This window comes from Pseudooceanicola sp. NS-SX8, from assembly GCF_057380755.1.
On the sequence record NZ_CM170819.1, the window covers coordinates 2,599,735 to 2,620,081 of the forward strand.

The window sequence follows — 20,347 nt, forward strand, 5'->3', positions numbered from 1 at the left end:
AATTCGCTTCACTCCAGGTCCGCCTGACGCCGGAAAGTCAAATTAGTTTCGATATTGTAGCGATTTGTCGCGAAACCCGCGTCTCTGAACCGTGAACAATTGCAACTGGTGCGTGTCTGAATGTGGCGTGAATGAGGCGGAACATACGCGAACGTGGACACTTGGTCGCCATGTTTCGGCCCTTTTTCATTTTGTGCAGCGCGGCTTACCGGGTATCACGAAATTGCCCGACTGGGAGGGCACCCTTAGGGACCTGGGGCGGTTCCGTGGAATTGTCATGCATCGTGGAGGTGCGGATCCGGCCAAGGTGGCGGAAACCGGTTTCGACCGGCAGGCAAGTTTTGCCGTTTCCCTGCCAGGTGCTGATGCCCTGATACCACGATGTGATCGAAGCGAAGTCGCGTGAGCCTGGTCCGCTCGCGCATCTGCCGGGCCTGATGGGAGGATTCCGGCGCAGAAAAAGGGTGACGCAAATTATGGGCGGTTCTCACAGCTACGGCGGATCTTATGGGGGATCCTATGGTGGATCCTACGGCGGTCACGATGATGATTGCGACCCCTATGGCGGCAGCTCCTACGGTGGCGGCTCCACGCCCACGCCGGACGGCTACGTGGACGGCACATCCGGCGCGGACATCATCGACGCCTCCTATTCCGGGGACGCTGATGGGGACTACATCGACAATGGCGATGCGATCCTGAGCGGCGAGACCGGCGATGACGACATCGTCCTGGCCGGTGCGGGGGCCGACAGCGTGCTGGCGGGCGCAGGCGATGATGAGGTCTTCGCGGCATCCGGGGACGACAGCGTCTATGGCGGTTCCGGCGATGACGAGATTTCGGGCGGCCTGGGGGACGACTCCCTTGAAGGCGACGCCGGAGATGACGTGATCTACGGCGACACCGGCTCGGCGCCGGAGGCGGTGCGCGAAAGCTTCGAATGGGACAAGCTGCCCGATCCCGACGACTGCGGCGGCAGCATCGACAGCAATGACGAGCTTTCGGGGACGCTGACGCAGGACACCGGCGAGGTCACCGTGACCTTCACCCAGCAGGTCACCGGCACGCCGGAGACGACCTATTACGAGGTGAACGGCTACACCGACGGGATCGAGGATGACGGCAACGGGGTCGACAGCAACTCGACCATGTCGTCCTACCTCAACGCCAATGGGGAAAGCGCGACCTATACCCTCGACTTCTCGCAGGAAGTGGATGACGTCTCCTTCCGCGTAAACGACATCGACTACCTGTCCGAGGTGACGATCCGCGCCTATGATGCCGATGGCAACATGGTGGAGATCCAGGTCGATGCCGGAGATCTGGTCACGGCCACCGACGAGGACAGTGCCGCGGGCAGCGAAACGCTGCTGTCGGCCACCCCGAACGCGGGCGGCGCCGATACCGATCCCGATTATTCCGCGCTGATCACCATCCCGGGCCCGGTCACCAAGATCGAGATCGTGCACACCCAGGTCGACAACGGCACGACGGGCATCACCGTCACCGACATCTATTACGACGTCACGCCCGACTACGAGGATGCCAGCGAAACCACCGCCGCGGATGGCGCCGATGCAATCAACGGCGGGTCCGGCGACGATACGATTTTCGGTGAAGGCGGCAACGACACGATCACCGACGCGGCCGGCGCCGACCTGTCCTATGGGGGTGCGGATGCGGATACCTTCATCGGCGGGTCCGATGGCGACCATGTCGATGGCGGCGAAAGCGGCGATGACAACGACACGCTGGACCTGACCGGCCTGGGCAAGGTCGATGTGGTCTACGAAGATGACGATCCGGAAGCGGGGACGGTCACCTTCTACGATGACGAAGACAACGTCACCGGCACGATGACCTTCGAAAACATCGAGAATGTCCTGACCGACACGATCGAACCGCCGACGCCTGCGCAGGACGGCTATGTCGAAGGTACCGCGGCAGGGGAACTGATCGACGAAGATTACACCGGCGATCCCGAAGGCGACATGGTCGACAATGACGATGCGATCCTGTCCGGGGACAGCGGGGATGACGACTACATCCTGGCCTATTCCGGCGATGACACCGTCCTGGCCGGAGAGGGCAGCGACGAGGTCTATGGTGGCGCAGGCAACGACGATATCACCTCCGGCTCGGCCAGCCAGTACAACGACCACGAGACCTTCGCGGGCGTTCCCTACGAAACCGGTGATGCGCAGCTTGACGATACCGACTACGTGGACGGCGGATCGGGCGACGACACGATCGCGACGGGCGACGATTCCGACACGATCCTCGGCGGGGACGGCGATGACAGCATGGATGGCGGCCTGGATGACGACGTCATCTACGCCGGGGCCGGCAACGATACCGTGGATGGTTCCCTCAACGGGGTGATCGACGGAACGCTCGGAAATGACGAGATCTACGGCGGCTCCGGTGATGACAGCCTGGTGGCCGGGATCGATGCCTTCTCCGACTACGAGGGCGATGATCCGAACCTGCCGTACTACTGGGATGCGGATGGCAATACCTCCGATCCGAATACGGCGGACGGCATGGACACCGTCTATGGCGGGACCGGCAACGACACGATCCTGACCGGTGACGATGCCGACCTGATCGAGGGCGGCTCCGGCGAGGATTCCATCAATGCCGGCATCGACGATGACGAGGTCTACGGCGGTCAGGGGGCTGATGTCATCCTGGGCGGTCACGGCTCCGACACGATCGAGGGCGGCTCCGGCGACGACAGCATCGACGCCTCCGCCGCCACCAGTTCCATGGATTATTCCAATGAGCCCGATGACACCGACCCGGTCCCCGAGAACGACATGGATGTCGTCAGCGGCGGTGCGGGCAAGGACACGATCATCGGCGGCGATGATGACGACAGCATCGACGGTGGCTCCGGCGACGACTACCTGGATGGTGGCATCGACGAAGATACGCTGATCGGCGGCCTTGGCGCGGATGAGGTCTATGGCGGCGACGGCATGGACGAAATCTACGGCGGCGCGGGCAACGATCTGCTCGACGGTGGCGGAGAGAACGACACGATCGAGGGCGGCTCCGGCGACGACACGATCATCGGCGGGCAGGGGGCGGACAGCCTCACCGGCGGTGACGGCGCCGACAGCATCGTCTCCGACAACGGGGACGACACGCTGATCGGTGGCGCGGGCAACGATACGCTGAAGGGCGGTTCGGGCAACGACACGATCCTGGGTGGCTCGGGCGATGACTCGATTATCGGCGGCTCCGCCTCCGACTCGATCGAAGGCGGCATCGGCGCCGACTACATCGATGGTGGCCAGGGGGACGATTCCGTCACCGGCGGCTCCGGTGACGATACGATCTACGGCGGCTCCGGCGTTGATACGATCTATGGCGGCGCGGGTGCCGACAGCATCCATGGCTCCGACCAGTCCGATACCGTCTACGGCGAAGCGGGCGAGGATACGATCTACGGATCTGCCGATGCGGATGAGGTCTATGGCGGTGCGGACCGCGACAGCATCGTCGGTGCCACCCTGGGCGATTACATCGACGGCGGATCTTCGGGCGATGACTACGACACGCTCGACCTGACCGGCTACAACCTCGCCGGTGGTCATATCGAGATCAAGTACACCTCCGACGACAAGGAAGACGGGATCGTCGAGTTCTACGATGCGGACAGCAACCTGTCCGGCACCGCCGAATTCCACGATATCGAGAACATCGTTCCCTGCTTCACGCCCGGATCCATGGTGGCAACCCCGCGCGGCGAAGTCCCGGTGGAGGAGCTGCAGGAAGGTGATCGTGTCATCACGCGCGACAACGGGATGCAGCAGATCCGCTGGGTCGGCAAACGCCACCTGAACGGGGCGGAGATGCTGCGCGCGCGCCATCTGCAGCCGGTGCTGGTGCGCAAGGGCGCCCTGGGCTACGGCCTGCCGGAACGCGACATGGTCGTCAGCCCGAACCACCGGATGCTGATCAACAACGACAAGACCGCGCTCTACTTCGAGGATCGGGAGGTCCTGGTGGCCGCCAAGCACCTGACGGGGCTCGACGGGATCGAACGCCTGAACACCACGTCGACCACCTACGTGCACTTCCTCTTCGATCAGCACGAGGTCATCCTGGCCGATGGCGCCTGGTCCGAAAGCTTCCAGCCGGGGCATCAGACCATGGACGGGCTGGGCAATGCGCAGCGCAACGAGATCTACGAGCTGTTCCCGGATCTGCGCCTGCGCAAGGGGCTCGAAGATTTCCGGGCCGCGCGGAAGACCCTGAAACGGCACGAGGCTGATCTGTTGATCACCGGCTAGGCTTTGCAGCCGGATCGGCGCCACAGGGGCGGGGCCGATCCGACCGCCGGGGGAAACCCCGGCGCAGCCGGCCGGTCAGCTGCGTCGGAAGGTCAGGGGGACAATGATCATCCGATTGCATCAGATCCATGCCGCGGGGCGGGCGCACTGCGTCCGTGATCCCGGGGCCGGTTCCTGTCACGCCGCCGGCCGGTCATCGAACCGGCCGGCGAAGACCACAGGGCCATGAAGCGGCGCAAATGCGACAGCTTTGTGGCTAAGTATCGTGAACGAAAAGTAAAATTCCCTTATAGGTGGTGCCGTAGGCGAATCAGTTTCAGCCTTGATCGGTGCCTGTCTTCCCCCGCTTGCATGACCGGCCTGCGCGAGGCGTGACGTTAACGACACATCGTTACTCCATTCGCCCGGGTATTGTTCGCATCGGGGCGACAAAGAAAGTTTCTGCACTTGCATTGCAGGAATATCCGCAGGCAATCCTGCGGCGATGATTGAGTTTTCTCTAAAACTTGGCGTACAAACAGCTTGGGGGCGCCAGACCGGGCGCATCCGGGGATCCCGGGAACCGGCCAGTCTGTACATAACAACAAACACAGCCGGCGCATTGCGTCCGGCGGGTAGACATTTGCGCTTCGAGGTGCGGACATGAGCGGTTACGGCGGAAGTTACGGCGGCGGATCCCGAGGCGGGTCCGGATCCGACAGCAGCGGCAGCACGATTTACGGGTCGTCCAACAACGACAGCCTCAGCCCGGATTGCAACGATGGCGACGACACCATCTATGGCTATCAGGGCCAGGACACGATCGACGGCGAGAAGGGCGATGACGTCCTTTACGGTGGCGACGGCAATGACACGATCTACGGCAGCTCCGGCGACGACAGCATCGATGGCGGCACCGGCTCCGACAAGCTCTACGGCGGGGTCGGCAACGACACCCTGGACGGCGGCGATACCAACGACACGCTTTACGGCGGGGCGGGCAACGACTCCCTGACCGGCGGCAATGTCAGCGACAAGCTCTATGGCGGGTCCGGCGATGACACCCTTTACGGGGGAGAGGCCGAGGACACCCTGGATGGCGGCGCCGGCAACGACTACCTCGACGGTGGCAACAGCCGTGACACGATCACCGCGGGCGCCGGACAGGACACCATCTATGGCGGCCTCTCCGAAGACTCGATCAGCGCGGGCTCCGGTGACGATGAGGTCTATGGCGGCGGTAGCCGTGACACGATCTACGGTGGAGAGGGCGACGATTCCATCGACGGCGGCTCTGGCGAGGACCTGATCAAGGCCGGCAAGGGCGACGACACGGTCTATGGCGGCCAGGGTCAGGACACCATCTATGGCGGCTCCGGCGATGACTTCCTGGACACCGGCGACAGCGGCTGGAACCGCTCCACCGACACGATCTACGGCGGCCAGGGCAACGACACGCTGCAGTCCAACGGCAACCAGGACAAGCTCTATGGCGGGTCGGGCGACGACACCTTCACCGTGGTCGCGGACGAGACGAACCTGAACAACCTCTACGTCTACGGCGGCGAGGATCCGGGCGACACCGACTGGGACGTTCTGGACCTTTCCGAGTATTACGAGAAATACCCGGGTCTGCAGGTGATCTACGAATCCGGTGCCCCGGGGGATGAGAACGCCACGATCCTGCTGAAGACGGCGGATGGCCAGGAACTGGGCCGGATCACCTATACCGGCATCGAACAGATCAAGACCTCCAGCACCGACGGCGCCATCTGCTTCGCGCCGGGCTCGCTCATCGCCACCATGCGGGGCGAGGTGCCGGTCGAACAGCTGCGCGCCGGGGACCGGGTGATCACCCGCGACAACGGCATGCAGGAACTGCGCTGGATCGGCCGTCGGGTTCTCAGCCCGAAGGAACTGGCCATCGCGCCGCACCTGCAGCCGGTGCTTGTCCGCGCCGGAGCGCTTGGCCATGGCCTGCCGCATACCGACCTGGTGGTCAGCCCGCAGCACCGCATGCTGATCCGCTCCGACCGGGCTTCGCTGCTTTATGAGGAAAGCGAAGTGCTGGTCGCTGCCAAGGACCTGGTCGGCATGGCCGGTGTCGAACGGCTGGCGAACCGGGAAGTCACCTACCTGCACCTGCTCTTCGACCAGCATGAGGTCATCCTGGCCAACGGTGCCTGGTCCGAAAGCTTCCAGCCCGGCGACTACTCGATGAAGACGCTGGACCGCGCCCAGCGGGCAGAGATCCACTATCTCTTCCCCGAACTGGCCGAGACCCGCGCCCTTTCGACCTTCGCCTCTGCCCGGCGTAGCCTGAAAAAGCACGAGGTCGAGGTGCTGCGCGCCGAAGGTGGCCTGGCCCGGGAGGGTGTCAGGGACGGTGGCGCCGATATTCTTGCCATGCCTCAGGTGTATCGAGGTCGGTAAGCGCCCGCGTGCCCGGCAGCGGCACCAGTCGCACACGATCCATGTTGGCGGCGATCACGGGGGAGGCCCCGCGGTCGCCGCCAATCGTTTCAAGCTGCGGCAGGAGGTCGGCGGGAAAGAGCACCGGATGCCCGGGCCTTCCCTCGCTCGCGCCGCGCAGGATCGGCAGGGGCTGCCCCTGAAGCGCCGCCGCGACGGTCGCAAGCTCCGCTGGGCCCAGGTCGGGCATGTCCGACGGCAGGATCATCACCCCGCGGCTTTGCGCAGGCAGCGCCCGCACGCCGGTTCGGATCGAAGCCGCCATGCCTTCCTCGGCATCCGGCACGTCGACCAGGGTCACCGGAAGATCGTTCAGGACAGCGGCCCGGGGATGGCTGGAGGCGGGCAGGGTGACCAGGACGGGGCCCGTCCCCGCCGCCAGGGCCGCACGGGCCTGGCGACGCAGAAGCGGCGTTCCGTCGATCTCCTCCAGAAGCTTGTCGCGCCCGCCCATGCGCCGCGCGGCACCTGCCGCCAGCAGCAGGATCGGGATCATCGTCCGGCCTCTCGCCTCAGCGCGCGCAGAACGTAGAGCCGTATGGCGGAGGCCAGCCCGATCTCCAATCCCCGGTCTTCGTCAATATCGGCGGCCAGCTGGTTGATCGGCTTGTCCGCCTCCTCCGCAAGCCGGCGAAACTCCAGCCAGAATTCATCTTCGAGCGATACGCTGGTCCTGTGGCCGCGCAGGGTGAGGGATCGCTTGACGGGACGTCCGCTCATGCCTTGTCCGGCGTGTCTTTGTCGCGCCGATGTCCGTCCAGGTGCTTCTGCGCGCTGTCGGCCTGCTGCGCGTCGCGGGCCTTTTCGCCCTGCGTGCGGCCGAATTTCACGGCGTTTTCCGTGCCCTTGGCGGCCTTGTCTGCCCGCGCCTTCGCCTTGCGAAACTTGTTGAGGTTGGTGACATTGCTCATGGGGCCCTCGCTTCGGGCAAGAATGCCAGTTGCCCGCCTGCGCGTCCAGAGCGTCCCGTTCGGGAAGGGCACCCCGGATCCGGACGGGACCACGAAAAACGGCGCCCCGAAGGGCGCCGCCTGGATCCGTCATTGATCGTTGGATCAGTCCTTGGGACCGATCATGTCCTCGGGGCGGACGACGCGGTCGAAGGTCTCTTCGTCCACGAAGCCAAGGCCGATGGCCTCTTCCTTCAGGGTGGTGCCGTTCTTGTGCGCGGTCTTGGCGACCTTGGTGGCATTGTCGTAGCCGATGGTCGGTGCCAGCGCGGTGACCAGCATCAGGCTCTCCTTCATCAGCTTGTCGATGCGCGGCAGGTTCGCCTGGGTGCCCACGACCATGTTGTCGGTGAAGGCCGAGGCGCTGTCACCCAGCAGCTGCATCGACTGCAGCACGTTGTAGGACATCATCGGGTTGTAGACGTTCAGCTCGAAGTGGCCCTGGGAGCCTGCGAAACCGATCGCCGCGTCGTTGCCCATGACATGGGCGCAGACCATGGTTAGCGCTTCGGCCTGCGTGGGGTTCACCTTGCCCGGCATGATGGAGGAGCCCGGCTCGTTCTCCGGCAGGATCAGCTCACCCAGACCCGAACGCGGGCCGGAGCCCAGCAGACGCATGTCGTTGGCGATCTTGAAGAGCGACGCGGCCACGGTCTTCAGCGCGCCGGAGAACATGACCATCGCGTCATGGGCGGCCAGCGCTTCGAACTTGTTCGGCGCGGTGACGAAGGGCAGGTCGGTGATTTCCGCCATGTTTGCGGCGACCTTCTCGGCCCAGCCCTTCTTGGTGTTCAGCCCGGTGCCGACGGCGGTGCCGCCCTGGGCCAGCTCGTAGATGTCGCCGAGCGCGGACTTCACCCGCTCGATGCCCTTGCGGACCTGATGCGCATAGCCGGAGAATTCCTGGCCCAGGGTCAGCGGGGTCGCGTCCTGGGTGTGGGTCCGGCCGATCTTGATGATGTCCTTGAACTCTTCCGACTTGGCTTCCAGCGCGGCAGCCAGCTTTTCCAGGCCCGGGATCAGCACGTCGCGCGCCTGCATGGCGATGCCCACGTGCATGGCGGTCGGGAAGGTGTCGTTGGACGACTGGCCCATGTTGCAGTGGTCGTTCGGGTGCACCGGGGTCTTGGACGCCAGTTCGCCGCCCAGCATCTCGATCGCGCGGTTCGAGATGACCTCGTTCGCGTTCATGTTCGACTGGGTGCCGGAACCGGTCTGCCAGACGACCAGGGGGAAGTTGTCGTCGAACTTGCCGTCGATCACCTCACCGGCGGCCGCGATGATCGCATCGGCGATCTCGGGCTCCATGTTGCCCAGTTCCTTGTTGGCCATGGCGCAGGCCTTCTTGATCACGCCCAGGGCACGGATGATCGGAACGGGCTGGGTTTCCCAGCCGATGGGGAAGTTCATGATCGAACGCTGGGTCTGCGCGCCCCAGTACTTGTCGGCGGGAACTTCGAGAGGGCCGAAGCTGTCGGTTTCGGTGCGGGTCTGCGACATGTCAGGTCTCCAAACTGGAACGTCGCGCCCGGTTTACCGCAAAGCGGCCCAGTTTCAATGCCGTTCCCGCTAACTATACGCCCGCGTCCGCACTTTTCGTGTACCATCGCATGCCGGATCACCTTGGCGCGATTGCCCTGCGCCCCGGCAGGGCCCCTCTTGAAGCCCGCCGGGATTGGTGCATTTCATCCCCCAGACACCTGAAATGACGGAGAAGACAATGGCTGGGTTCTGGACGAAGCTTTTCGGTGGCGCAAACAGCGGTCCGCGCGCCCGCAAGGTGACCCCGACCGTTCGTTCCGAGGTGGCCCTGGCCCAGCACCCGGTTGTCCATCTGGAGCCGAAGGGAGAGAGCAGGTACCTGAAGCTGCCGCTCTGGGTCGAGGTGGAGCATGACAGCCCCGAACCGCCGACCTACGAACACATCTTCTGGGATGTGGAGCCGGTGGGCGAATACCTCTACTACCTCGCGGGTGAGTTCGAGAAGAACGAGAAGGGCCTGTTGCGCTTTGGCACGGCGCCGCTGGAATTCCGGGTCGAACGGAATTTCGAGACCGACGTTCTGGAACATGTCCGGACGGAGCTGCCCGGCAGCGAGGGGCGCGACTGGCGTGAGCTGTTCGAAGGTGAAACCTGCGCCTCCATCGTGGATCGGATCGCGGCGGTGCGCCCTGATCCCGGGCCCGATGGCTGGACCGTGCCCCATGTGACGGGGATCGACCTTGGCAAGGGGCTTGCACTGATGCGGGTCGAACCGGATGCAGAGGGCGAAGGCGTGCCGCGCCTGACGCTGGTCTATCGCAAGGTGGTGCCCGAAGGGCCCGAGGTTCCCGTGGAATACGTTGTGGAGGTCGTGTGCGTCTCCCGCCGGGCAGAGCAGGACATCATCCCGCTGCTGGATGGCTTCCGGGAGCTGATCAATCGCTATCGCGACATGCCCTACATCCCCGTGCATGGCTCCTTGCGGATGTAAGGGCCGCGTGACGGGCTGACCCAATGGAAAAGGCCGCGCCCACCGGGTGCGGCCTTTGACAGTTTCAGACCCTTTCGGATCAGTGGGTCTGGCGGCGGAATTCGAAGACGCGGGCCGGTGGCAGGTTGGCCCAGACCGTTCCGCGTTTGCGGGCCGCGATGCCCATCTCCGCCTGCACCTCCGGCGGGATGGGGGCGTTCGGGCTGTAGGTGATCTGCGCGAAGACACCATCTGGCGCCATCACCTTGAAGGCATTGCCGACGACCTCTCGCTGGATCTGCGGCCGGGCCAGGACGGGCACGCCCGAGATCACGCAGCCAAGGTTGCTCACCCCGATGCTCTCGATCTCCTGCGCGGGCTGGTTCAGGACGCGCACGCCGGGAAACTTGGCGCGCAGCTCCTCGCAGAAGCGGGTGTTCAGCTCCATCAGGATCAGCCGCTCCGGCGCCACGCCGCGCTCCAGGATTGCCCGGGTGAAGGATCCGGTTCCGGGGCCGATCTCCAGGATCGGGCCCTCCACCTGCTCCACGCCGGCGGTCATCATCCGCGCCACGGCGGAGGAGGAGGGCGCAATCGCGGAAACCTCCTTCGGGTTTCGCATCATCTGTCCGAGAAATACGGCGAAGTCGCTGGCCACCTGTCTGCTCCCCTGGGTTGCCGAACCTGCCAATGTCTTGGCGGGGCGGGGGCCGTCGGACAAGCAAAATGCCTTGATTTTACAAAAAATTCACCGAAGGTTCCGCGGCCCGAAGCCGGGATGTCACGGGGACGCGGGGGCGTTTCGCGCCCCTTTCATGGCGCAACGCAAAACGGCGACCCGTGGGCCGCCGTTCCTGCAATCTGTGGCGGGGCATTCCGCGCCCGGCAAGGCTACTTGCGGAAGGCGTCCAGCCGCACGACCTCTGCATCGGTGCCGGAGGAAGGGGCCTTGTCGCCGTCTTCGTCGCTCTTGCTGCGGTCGCGCAGCGGGCTGGGGGACTCGGGCGGCGTGGGATCGTCATCCTCGTCCTCTTCCTCGTCGTCCTGTTCCTGCGTCTCGAAACGCAGGCCGAATTCGACAGAGGGATCCACGAAGGTCTGGATCGCGTCATAGGGGATGAACATGCGTTCGGGATTGTCCCCGAAGTTCAGCGTCACGGCAAAGCCTTCGTCGCTCACTTCAAGGTCGGCAAACCAGTGTTGCATCACCACCGTCATCTCGGTGGGATAGCGTTCGCGCAGCCAGTCGGCCAGTTCGACGTCCGGGTGGGTCGTTTCGAACGTGATGAAGAAATGGTGCGCGCCTGGCAGCCCGTTTTCGGCAACGTCGGTCAGCACATCCTGGATCAGGTTGCGCATCGCACGATGCATCAGGTTTCCGTAGTCGATAGATCGGGCCATGTCAGTCTTCCGGCGGGGCTCACTTTCGGCTGAGCATAGGGGATTCTAAGCAAAACGGAAGGCGATCCGACAAGATTCTCCGCACTCTACCGCCGCTTGCGTGCCAGCCGCGATCTAGCCGGGCATCCAGTGGCTGAGCCAGCCGAACCCGGCCATCACGCCAAGGCTTGTCAGCAACCCCGCGCGAAGTCGGAAAACAAGCGCCAGGGCGATCAGGATCAGCCCGGCGGCCACCGGGCGGAAACTGGCCAGCACGGGCACCGGCAGGGGCAGGGCGCCCATGCGGTTCACCACGTCAAAGACGACATGCAGGGCGAACCACAGCGCCAGGGCGCCGATCACGCCGACAACGGCGGCGGTGATCGCCTCCAGCGCGGTGCGCAGCCGGGGCTGGGACAGAAGGCGTTCCACGTGGGGGGCGAAGGTGAAGATGAAGCCGAAGCAGGGCACGAAGGTGACCCACAGGGTCAGCAGCCCGGCGGCAAGGCCCAGGCCCGGCCCCGCGCGCAGCGCCGCCGCAACCATGGCCACGAACTGCGTCACCAGGATCAGCGGGCCGGGCGTGGTTTCCGCAAGACCCAGGGCGTCGATCATCTGGCCTGCGGTCAGCCAGCCGTGGCGCTCCACCGTGACCTGGGCCATCCAGGCCAGCAAGGCATAGGCGCCGCCGAAGCTCAGCACGGCAAGCCGGGCGAAGAAGGCGCCCAGCTCCGCCAGGAACTCCGTACCTGCCAGCCGCAGGGCCAGGACCGGCGCCAGCCAGGCCGCGGCCCAGGCAAGGGCGGTGACAAGGCTGTGCGCGAGGCCGGGCCCGGGGGCGATTTCGGCCCGCAGGCCCCGGGTTTGCGCATCCGGCGTGCCTGCCAGCGACCCGCCGCGCCACAGGCCCCAGCCGCCTGCGGCCAGCACCAGCAAAGGGAAGGGCAGGCCGGCGGCGAAGATCGCAACGAAGCCGCCGATGGCCCAGGCGCGTCGCGGCCTGTCCGGCAGCGCCTTTTGCGACAACCGCCAAAGCGCCTGGCACACCAGGGCGACCACCAGCGCCTTGATGCCGAGGAAGGCCGCCTGAACCTGCGGAACCGTGCCCCATTCGACATAGGCCAGCGCCAGCGCGGCAATGACCAGCGCGCCGGGGATCACGAAGAGCAGCCCCGCCAGCAGCCCGCCGAGGGTCCCCTTCAGGCGCCAGCCCGCATAGGTTGCCAGCTGCATCGCCTCCGGTCCCGGCAGCAGCATGCAAAAGCTCAGCGCGCCAAGGAAGGCCTGTTCGCCCAGCCATCCGCGCCGCTCGACCAGTTCTGCATGCATGACGGAGATCTGCGCGGCAGGCCCGCCAAAGCTGACGATGCCGATGCGGCCGAAGGCCCGGATCATGTCGCGCCAACCGGGGACGTTACCGGGCATATCGCGCCGGGCGGCGGGGCGTGCGGGCAGGGGCGGCATGGTCTCTCCTCGATCATCGCGCGGGCCGGGTGCCATGCGGTCGGCGCCATCTTTCCCGGCTCCCCGTCCGAGGGTCAAGCGACAGCTGGGCGCCCCCGGCGCCCTGGATCAGCCCTGATCGACACGCCGCAGAAACGTCCGCTCCTCCGACATCAGGAAATCTTCCGTCTGGGCAAAGTCATAGGCCCGCCGCCCCAGGGGATCGCGGGCCAGCCGGCTGCGGTAGGCTTCGTATTCGGCAAGGGAGGGGATGTCGTAGATCCCGTAGGCCAGGGTGGAGGAGCCTTCGCACGGCGCGAAGTAGCCCACCAGCGCCGCCCCGTTCCGGGGGATCGCCTCGCCCCACATTCGGGCGTAGTCTTCGAACTGTGCACGGCGGGTGGGGCGAATGCGGTACTGGATGACACATGTCAGCATGTCGGAGCCTTTCGATTTCAGGATGGGCCCTTCCTGCCACGCTGGGCCGCGCCGATGGGTCGGTCCGGACCGACGCATTTCACCGTGGCAGATGGCAGGATCGCAGGGGACGACACCCAGACCGTGGCGGAGGACCGATGACACGACATTCTGACCCTGTTTCTGGCCATGCCTCCGGCCATGGCCCGTCGCAGCAAGGCCTGCGCGACGGCCCCGAGATTACCCGCATCGCCGCCCTGATGGGCGACCCGTCCCGGGCATTGATGGCGCAGGCGCTGATGTCCGGGCTGGCCCTGACCGTCACCGAACTGGCGGCAGAGGCGGGCGTGGCGCGCACCACCGCCTCGGGCCACGTGGCGCAGTTGCTGGAGGCAGGGTTGCTGTCGGTCGCGTCACAGGGGCGGCACCGCTACTACCGTCTGGCAGGGGCGGATGTGGCGGCGGTGCTCGAAGGGTTGATGGGGCTGGCGGAGCTGCGTGGTCCGCGCCGCTGCCGTCCCGGGCCGGGGGACGCGGGCCTGCGGCGCGCGCGCAGTTGCTATGATCACCTCGCGGGCGAACTGGGAGTTCAGATGCACGACAGCCTTTCCGCCCGGGGGCTTCTGCGCCCCGGCCCCAAGGGGTTGCTGCTGACGGAGGAGGGCGCGGCGGTCCTGGCGCCGCTGCTGCCAGAGGCACGTCCCGGCTGCGCCTGCCGGCAGTGCCTGGACTGGTCTGAACGCCGGATGCACCTGGCCGGTCCGCTGGGCCGGGCCCTGCTGACGGGACTTCTGGAACAGGGTTGGGCACGGCGCGGCACCGGCCGGGAGATCCGGCTGACACCGCCGGGCGAACGCGCCTTCGCCGCGCTCTTCCGGCTGCCTCAGGGCAGCGGCGCCGTGTGGTAGAGCGTCACCCGGATCCCGCCGTGATCCACGGGTGGGGTCGTCGGCAGGAAGGGCAGGCGGCTTGCCCGTGCCAATCCGCCGTCCGAGGTGATGATCGCCGCGCGCCAGCCCCGGAACCGCTCCCTCAGGACCTCACCCATGCGGCCGTAAAGGGCAAACAGCTGCTTGCGATCCCCGATCCGGGCGCCATAGGGCGGGTTGATGATCACCAGTCCGGGCGGGCCTGAGGGACGCTGCAGATCCGACAGCGCCTGATGCGTAAAGGTGATTGCCTCCGCCAGGCCGGAAGCCGCCGCATTGCGCCCCGCCATCTCCACCGCGCCCGCGTTGCGGTCCGATCCGAAGAACCCGGGCAGATCGCCGCGTGGCGCGGGCGCTTCCGCGCGGATCCGGTCGTAGAGCTCGGGTTTGAAGGTCGCCAGCTGTTCAAAGGCAAAGCTGCGGTCGCGCCCGGGCCAGAGGCCCGCCGCGATCTCCGCCGCCTCGATGACGAAGGTGCCGGAGCCGCACATCGGGTCCAGCACCGGTTCGGCGCCGGTGTAACCAGCCTGTCGCAGGAACATCGCCGCCAGCGTTTCGCGCATCGGCGCCTTGCCCACGGCGGGCTTGTGCCCGCGCTTGTGCAGGCCTTCGCCGCTGGTATCGACGCTGAACTGGACGTAATCGCGTTGGATGCGGGTCTTCACGACCACCGCGGCTTCCGCGTCGATCTGCGCGCCAAAGCTTTCCGACAGCGCGCGCTCGATCCGCTCCTGCGCGGCACCGGCGTGGTAGATCCTGGATTTCTGGGAGGTCGAGACCTCCACCTTCACCGGCACGTCCGGGCGCAGCACCTCGCCCCAGGGGAAGGCGCGGGCGCGCTTGTCCAGCTGGGACAGGTGCACGGCCGGGAAACCGCCGATGCGGGCCAGCACGGCATTGGCGCCGCGCAGTTTCAGGTTGGCCCGCCAGGCGGTGGTCCATTGGCCCTGGAAGGTCACGCCCCCGGGCACGGCTTCGGCACGGGAAAACCCGGCTTCGCGGGCTTCCTCCGCCAGGACCTCTTCCAGTCCCGGGGTGCCTTGCAGGAATATCTCGAATGCAGCGCTCATCCGGCGCTGATAGCGCGGAATTGCCGGGGCGGCGAGGGATCTTCTGGAGGTTTGGATGCTTTTCCCGCGACCATCGGCATATCAGGCCGCACGCATTCCGCGGGCGACAAGCAGCATGGCAGGAGGGGGATAAGTGCAGGTTTCTGTTGCCAGGTACCTGCGAACCCCGCCTTACACTGCTAGGCGCAAGGACTTAGATTTCGATGTTTCTAACTGCTTACGCAGCCAGAGCCATCGGAGCACGATTGTTGTTGGCAATTGTACATAGCGAACCGATAACGGTGGTATCTCACCGGGACAAAGCTACATCTTTACACGTTCGTCGATCCTATTTCGGCCCCATGATCCCCCAACAAGGGATGTTTGGTGGAGCCGCCGGGTACCGCCCCCGGGTCCGATCCGCTTATTACATGCGCGTTTATGCCCATAGTCGCCGAGGCGACAGCACAGATATAGGGCGCGCAGCGTGGAATTTGAAGGGGGATTTTTCAAATTGCGCCATACGGGCGGGCACAGGCGCCGCCCCCGTGGGCCCCCATGGTGGCCCCAGATCTCCCGCACTTCCCGCTGGTTTCGCGGCCCCACACGGGCCATCCTGTCGCAGGCCCGCCACGGCAGGCCGGGCGTCTAGTTAACGCTAACACACCCCATTGTGACCGGGGCTTTCTCTGCTATGGTGCGCGCGAACGCCGCACTGCGGCGGGGGTGCCGGCAGGGCCTGCGCCCCGGAAACGACAAGCGGAAAGGAACCCCGATGGTCTCGCGCGTGATTCCCGTCGATCCCTTCGATCTGGTCATCTTCGGCGGTACCGGCGATCTCGCCCGTCGCAAGATCCTGCCCGGCCTGTTCCGCCGGTTCTGCTCCGGCCAGATGGAAGATGGCAGCCGCATCATCGGCGCCGCACGGTCCGAGCACGAGACGGAAGAATTCCGTCAGATGGTGGCCGATGCCATCGCCGAATTCGATCCCAAGAGCGGCACCAAGGAACAGCTGGCAGCCTTCCTTCAGCAACTGGAATACGTCCAGGTGGATGCGCTCGGCACGGGCGGCTGGCCGGAACTGGCGGCGCTGATGCGCCCGGGCGTGGTGCGCGCCTTCTACTTCTCCGTTGCGCCCAGCCTCTTCGGTGCCCTGGCGGAACGTCTGCACCTGCACGGCATTGCGGACGATCAGACCCGGATCGTGGTGGAAAAGCCCTTCGGTCATGACCTGGCTTCGGCGCAGGCGCTCAACGCCGACCTGGCCGCGCACTTCGACGAAAGCCAGATCTACCGGATCGACCACTACCTGGGCAAGGAAACGGTCCAGAACCTCATGGCGGTCCGCTTCGGCAACATGCTGTTCGAACCGCTCTGGAACTCCCAGTACGTCGATCACATCCAGATCACCGTGGCCGAAACCGTCGGTGTCGACGGACGCGGCGAATACTACGACAAGTCCGGCGCCATGCGGGACATGGTGCAGAACCACCTGATGCAGCTTCTGTGCCTGATCGCGATGGAGCCGCCGGCGAAATTCGACCACGACGCCGTGCGCGATGAAAAGCTGAAGGTGATCCGCGCCCTGAACCAGGTCCCGCTCGAAGACGTGGTGCGCGGTCAGTACCTCTCCGACGGCGCCGAGAAGCCCGGCTATCTGGAACATGTGGGCGATCCCGACAGCAAGACCGAAAGCTTCATCGCGATGAAGCTGCAGGTCTCCAACTGGAGGTGGGCCGGAACCCCCTTCTACATGCGCACGGGCAAGCGGCTGCGCGCGCGCAGCTCCGAGATCGCCGTGGTCTTCAAGGAGACCCCGCATTCGATCTTCGGGGCAGAGGCCGGGCGTCACCGCAACGTGCTGACCATCCGCCTGCAGCCGAACGAGGGCATGGACCTCTTCGTCACCATCAAGGAACCCGGCCCGGGGGGCATGCGGCTGGTGGATGTGCCGCTCGACATGACCTTTGCCGATGCGCTCGGCCCCGATGCGGAAGATGTGCCCGACGCCTACGAACGGCTTATCATGGACGTGATCCGGGGCAACCAGACCCTGTTCATGCGCGGGGACGAGGTCGAGGCCGCCTGGGCCTGGGCCGATCCGCTGATCCAGTCCTGGGTCGATCGCGGGGACAAGCCCGTGGCCTATGAAACCGGCTCCACCGGGCCGGAAGAGGCGCTGGCGCTGATGCATCGCGACGGGCGTCGCTGGCGCGAAATCCGCGCCTGAGGTGGCGCGGACCTGCCCGGCGGCGGATCGTGGCCGGGTCAGGCAATGGTTACCGGCGCGGCAATTGCCGTGCCCCGGATCCGGCCCATATGACCGGATCGGACATCAGGGCGGGCAGGGCCTTCGCAGGCTCGCCCCAGCCCGCAAGGAGGGGACCCGAAAGGGTTAGGTATCATGGAATTCAAGGAATATCCGGATCGCGACCTGCTGGCGCTGACGCTGGCGGACAGCCTGGCATCGGAACTGGGCGCAGCCCTGCGGCACGAGGATCGCGTGACCTTCAGCGTGCCGGGCGGCACCACGCCCGGCCCGATCTTCGATGCGTTGACGGCGGTGAAACTCGACTGGGATCGCGTCGATGTCGTGCTCAACGATGAACGCTGGGTGCCCGAAAGCTCCCCGCGTTCCAACACCGCGCTGCTGCGTCAGCGCCTGCTGACTGGCCATGCCGCCGGGGCCAGCCTGCTGCCGCTCCATTCCGAGGTCGACGCGCCCGAACAGGCGCTTTCGTCGCTCTCTGAAGGGCTGCGACCCTACATGCCGATCAACGTGCTTCTGCTGGGCATGGGCACCGATGCCCATACCGCCAGCCTCTTCCCCGGCGCCGACCGCCTGGCAGAGGCGCTGGCGCCCGATGCGCCGATCCTGCTGCCCATGCGCGCCGATGGCGCGGGGGAGCCGCGGATCACGATCACGGCCCGCTACCTGAAGGGGGCGCTGTCCACCCATGTGGTCATCACGGGCGAGGAAAAGCGCCGCGTGCTGGAACAGGCGCGCGGCAAGAAGCCGGAAGAGGCGCCGATCGCCGCGATCCTGCCCAATGCGGTGGTCCACTGGGCCCCGTGACATGACATCCCGGCCGGACCCGTTCCGGCCGGTTCTCTTTCCGACGCCCGCGCAGATCGGCGGGCAGACGCCATTCGACAACAGGGTTCCTACCATGTGGCAGACCATTTCCGCCCTCGCCGCGCGCTACGCCGACCGTCCCATCCTTTCCCTCTTCGAGGCGGACCCGAACCGTTTCGCCGATTTCTCGATCCGGGCGGAAGGGATGCTGTTCGACTACTCCAAGACGGGTATCTGCGAAGACGTCCGCACGGCCCTGCTGGCGCTGTGCGATCAGGTCGATCTGCCGGCCCGGCGCGAGGCGATGTTCTCGGGCCGCAAGATCAACGAAACCGAGGGGCGCGCCGTGCTGCACACGGCGCTGCGCAACCTCTCCGGGGATCCGGTGCTGGTGGACGGTGCCGATGTCATGCCCGGGGTTCTCGAAACCCTGGCCCGGATGGAGGCATTTGCGACGGCCGTGCGCAGCGGTGACTTCGCCGGGCAGGGCGGCCGTATCACCGATGTGGTCAACATCGGCATCGGTGGGTCCGATCTGGGCCCCGCGATGGGGGAAATCGCGCTTTCGCCCTTTGCCGACGGTCCGCGCTGCCACTTCGTGTCCAATGTCGACGGGGCGCATGTCCATGATGCGCTCAAAGGGCTGGATCCGACAACGACCCTGGTCATCGTCGCCTCCAAGACCTTCACCACCATCGAAACCATGACCAATGCCGAAACCGCACGGGCATGGATGGCCGAAACCGTCAGCGACACCGGCGCACAGTTTGCCGCCCTCAGCTCGGCCCAGGACCGGACCGCCGCCTGGGGCATCGACCCGTCCCGCGTCTTCGGCTTCGAAGACTGGGTGGGCGGGCGCTACTCCATGTGGGGGCCGATCGGCCTGTCTCTCATGCTGGCCGTGGGGCCTGACAACTTCCGGCAGTTCCTGGCCGGCGGCCATGCGATGGACCGCCACTTCCGCAGCGCCGTCCCGGCCGAAAACCTGCCCGTCCTCCTGGCGCTCACCGGCATCTGGCACAACCAGGGCCTGGGTCACGCCACCCGCGCCGTGCTACCCTACGAACAGCGCCTCGCCCGCTTCCCCGCCTACCTCCAGCAGATGGAGATGGAGAGCAACGGCAAGAGCGTCGCGATGGACGGCTCCGCGCTCGACATCAATTCCGGTCCCATCGTCTGGGGGGAACCGGGCACCAACGGGCAGCATGCCTTCTACCAGCTGATCCACCAGGGCACCCGTGTCGTGCCCTGCGAATTCATGGTGGGCCTGGAAGGACATGAACCCGATCTGAAGCACCAGCACGATCTGCTGATCGCCAATTGCCTGGCGCAGTCCGAAGCGCTGCTGCGCGGCCGCTCTCTCGAAGAGGCGACGGCGATCATGGCGGCCAAGGGACTGGAAGGTGCAGAGCTTGATCGCCAGGCCCGCCACCGGGTCTTCCCGGGCAACCGGCCGTCCACCACGCTGCTTTATGACAAGCTGACGCCCTATGTCCTGGGCCAGCTGGTCGCGCTCTACGAACACCGCGTCTTCGTCGAAGGGGTGATCCTGGGCATCAACTCCTACGATCAGTGGGGCGTGGAGCTGGGCAAGGAACTGGCGGTGAAGCTGTCTCCCATCCTGTCCGGTGAAGAAGGGACCGAGGGCAAGGACGGCTCGACCGCGGGCCTCGTTGCGGCCATCCGCACCGGTGCGCTGTAGCGCCCTGTAACACCCACTGCCCGAAAACGAACTGAAGGGTCCTCCGCCGCGCGTCAAGCGCGTCGGCAGGGCGTGCGCTGCCCGGATGCTGTCTGCCCGGATGCTGTCTGATTGTGAACCGGAGGGTCTCCCGAAAAAAAATCGGGAGACGGGCCCGGTAGCCCGTCTCCCCGACCTGCCGAAACGCGAATGGGTGG

The 20,347-nt window shown here is 65.8% G+C and carries 16 protein-coding genes and 1 other RNA gene; 7 read left to right on the forward strand and 10 right to left on the reverse strand.

Annotated features, from left to right (window positions below):
* Window positions 1-476: 476 nt before the first annotated feature.
* On the forward strand, window positions 477-4,301 hold the full coding sequence (locus tag AC2IR1_RS11890) for a Hint domain-containing protein (protein ID WP_486472182.1): 3,825 nt from the start codon (window positions 477-479) through the stop codon (window positions 4,299-4,301).
* A gap of 642 nt (window positions 4,302-4,943) precedes the next feature.
* Window positions 4,944-6,713, forward strand: a complete 1,770-nt coding sequence (locus AC2IR1_RS11895) for a Hint domain-containing protein (RefSeq protein WP_486472183.1) — start codon at window positions 4,944-4,946, stop codon at window positions 6,711-6,713.
* On the opposite strand, the gene AC2IR1_RS11900 is transcribed toward AC2IR1_RS11895, so the two are convergent.
* From AC2IR1_RS11900 to fumC, 4 genes are all read right to left on the reverse strand, one after another.
* Entirely contained in the window at window positions 6,658-7,248 is a 591-nt protein-coding gene (locus tag AC2IR1_RS11900; protein WP_486472184.1) for a nucleotidyltransferase family protein, read from the reverse strand. The two genes, AC2IR1_RS11895 and AC2IR1_RS11900, sit on opposite strands and share 56 nt — an antisense overlap.
* Window positions 7,245-7,472 carry a ribbon-helix-helix domain-containing protein gene (locus tag AC2IR1_RS11905; protein ID WP_486472185.1) on the reverse strand — a complete coding sequence of 76 codons (228 nt, stop codon included), beginning with the start codon at window positions 7,470-7,472 and terminating at the stop codon, window positions 7,245-7,247. The genes AC2IR1_RS11900 and AC2IR1_RS11905 overlap by 4 nt, the downstream gene beginning before the upstream one ends.
* Complete coding sequence (locus tag AC2IR1_RS11910; RefSeq protein WP_486472186.1) at window positions 7,469-7,663, reverse strand: DUF4169 family protein; 195 nt, start codon at window positions 7,661-7,663, stop codon at window positions 7,469-7,471. The genes AC2IR1_RS11905 and AC2IR1_RS11910 overlap by 4 nt, the downstream gene beginning before the upstream one ends.
* Window positions 7,664-7,807: 144 nt before the next feature.
* Window positions 7,808-9,202 (reverse strand): class II fumarate hydratase, encoded by a 1,395-nt coding sequence (gene fumC, locus AC2IR1_RS11915; RefSeq protein WP_486472187.1) that lies wholly within the window; start codon window positions 9,200-9,202, stop codon window positions 7,808-7,810.
* A gap of 205 nt (window positions 9,203-9,407) precedes the next feature.
* On the opposite strand from fumC, the gene AC2IR1_RS11920 reads away from it, so the two are divergent.
* Window positions 9,408-10,175 (forward strand): hypothetical protein, encoded by a 768-nt coding sequence (locus AC2IR1_RS11920; protein WP_486472188.1) that lies wholly within the window; start codon window positions 9,408-9,410, stop codon window positions 10,173-10,175.
* Between the two features lie 79 nt (window positions 10,176-10,254).
* On the opposite strand, the gene AC2IR1_RS11925 is transcribed toward AC2IR1_RS11920, so the two are convergent.
* The 4 genes from AC2IR1_RS11925 to AC2IR1_RS11940 all read right to left on the reverse strand — a co-directional run bounded on the left by AC2IR1_RS11925 (window position 10,255) and on the right by AC2IR1_RS11940 (window position 13,415).
* Window positions 10,255-10,776 carry a class I SAM-dependent methyltransferase gene (locus tag AC2IR1_RS11925; protein WP_486472189.1) on the reverse strand — a complete coding sequence of 174 codons (522 nt, stop codon included), beginning with the start codon at window positions 10,774-10,776 and terminating at the stop codon, window positions 10,255-10,257.
* A 269-nt stretch (window positions 10,777-11,045) separates the two neighbouring features.
* The gene (locus AC2IR1_RS11930; RefSeq protein ID WP_486472190.1) at window positions 11,046-11,555 is read right to left on the reverse strand and encodes an SspB family protein; all 510 of its coding nucleotides are present in this window, start codon (window positions 11,553-11,555) and stop codon (window positions 11,046-11,048) included.
* Window positions 11,556-11,669: 114 nt separating this feature from the next.
* A complete protein-coding gene (gene chrA, locus AC2IR1_RS11935; protein WP_486472191.1) occupies window positions 11,670-12,998 on the reverse strand; it encodes a chromate efflux transporter in 1,329 nt (442 codons plus the stop codon).
* Between the two features lie 108 nt (window positions 12,999-13,106).
* Window positions 13,107-13,415, reverse strand: a complete 309-nt coding sequence (locus AC2IR1_RS11940; protein ID WP_486472192.1) for an NIPSNAP family protein — start codon at window positions 13,413-13,415, stop codon at window positions 13,107-13,109.
* 137 nt (window positions 13,416-13,552) lie between these two features.
* Here AC2IR1_RS11940 and AC2IR1_RS11945 point away from each other — a divergent pair, with 137 nt between their 5' ends.
* Entirely contained in the window at window positions 13,553-14,302 is a 750-nt protein-coding gene (locus tag AC2IR1_RS11945; RefSeq protein WP_486472193.1) for an ArsR/SmtB family transcription factor, read from the forward strand.
* Here AC2IR1_RS11945 and AC2IR1_RS11950 read toward each other — a convergent pair.
* Together AC2IR1_RS11950 and ssrA are read right to left on the reverse strand one after the other, a co-directional pair.
* A complete protein-coding gene (locus tag AC2IR1_RS11950) occupies window positions 14,278-15,393 on the reverse strand; it encodes a THUMP domain-containing class I SAM-dependent RNA methyltransferase (protein ID WP_486472194.1) in 1,116 nt (371 codons plus the stop codon). The two genes, AC2IR1_RS11945 and AC2IR1_RS11950, sit on opposite strands and share 25 nt — an antisense overlap.
* 132 nt (window positions 15,394-15,525) lie before the next feature.
* Window positions 15,526-15,875, reverse strand: a transfer-messenger RNA (tmRNA) gene (gene ssrA / locus AC2IR1_RS11955).
* Window positions 15,876-16,147: 272 nt separating this feature from the next.
* On the opposite strand from ssrA, the gene zwf reads away from it, so the two are divergent.
* From zwf to pgi, 3 genes are all read left to right on the forward strand, one after another.
* On the forward strand, window positions 16,148-17,602 hold the full coding sequence (gene zwf / locus AC2IR1_RS11960) for a glucose-6-phosphate dehydrogenase (protein ID WP_486472195.1): 1,455 nt from the start codon (window positions 16,148-16,150) through the stop codon (window positions 17,600-17,602).
* A 174-nt stretch (window positions 17,603-17,776) separates the two neighbouring features.
* The gene (gene pgl / locus AC2IR1_RS11965) at window positions 17,777-18,448 is read left to right on the forward strand and encodes a 6-phosphogluconolactonase (protein ID WP_486472196.1); all 672 of its coding nucleotides are present in this window, start codon (window positions 17,777-17,779) and stop codon (window positions 18,446-18,448) included.
* A 94-nt stretch (window positions 18,449-18,542) separates the two neighbouring features.
* Window positions 18,543-20,150: a glucose-6-phosphate isomerase gene (pgi, locus tag AC2IR1_RS11970; RefSeq protein ID WP_486472197.1), complete on the forward strand. Its 1,608-nt coding sequence runs from the start codon at window positions 18,543-18,545 to the stop codon at window positions 20,148-20,150.
* The last annotated feature ends 197 nt before the right edge of the window (window positions 20,151-20,347 follow it).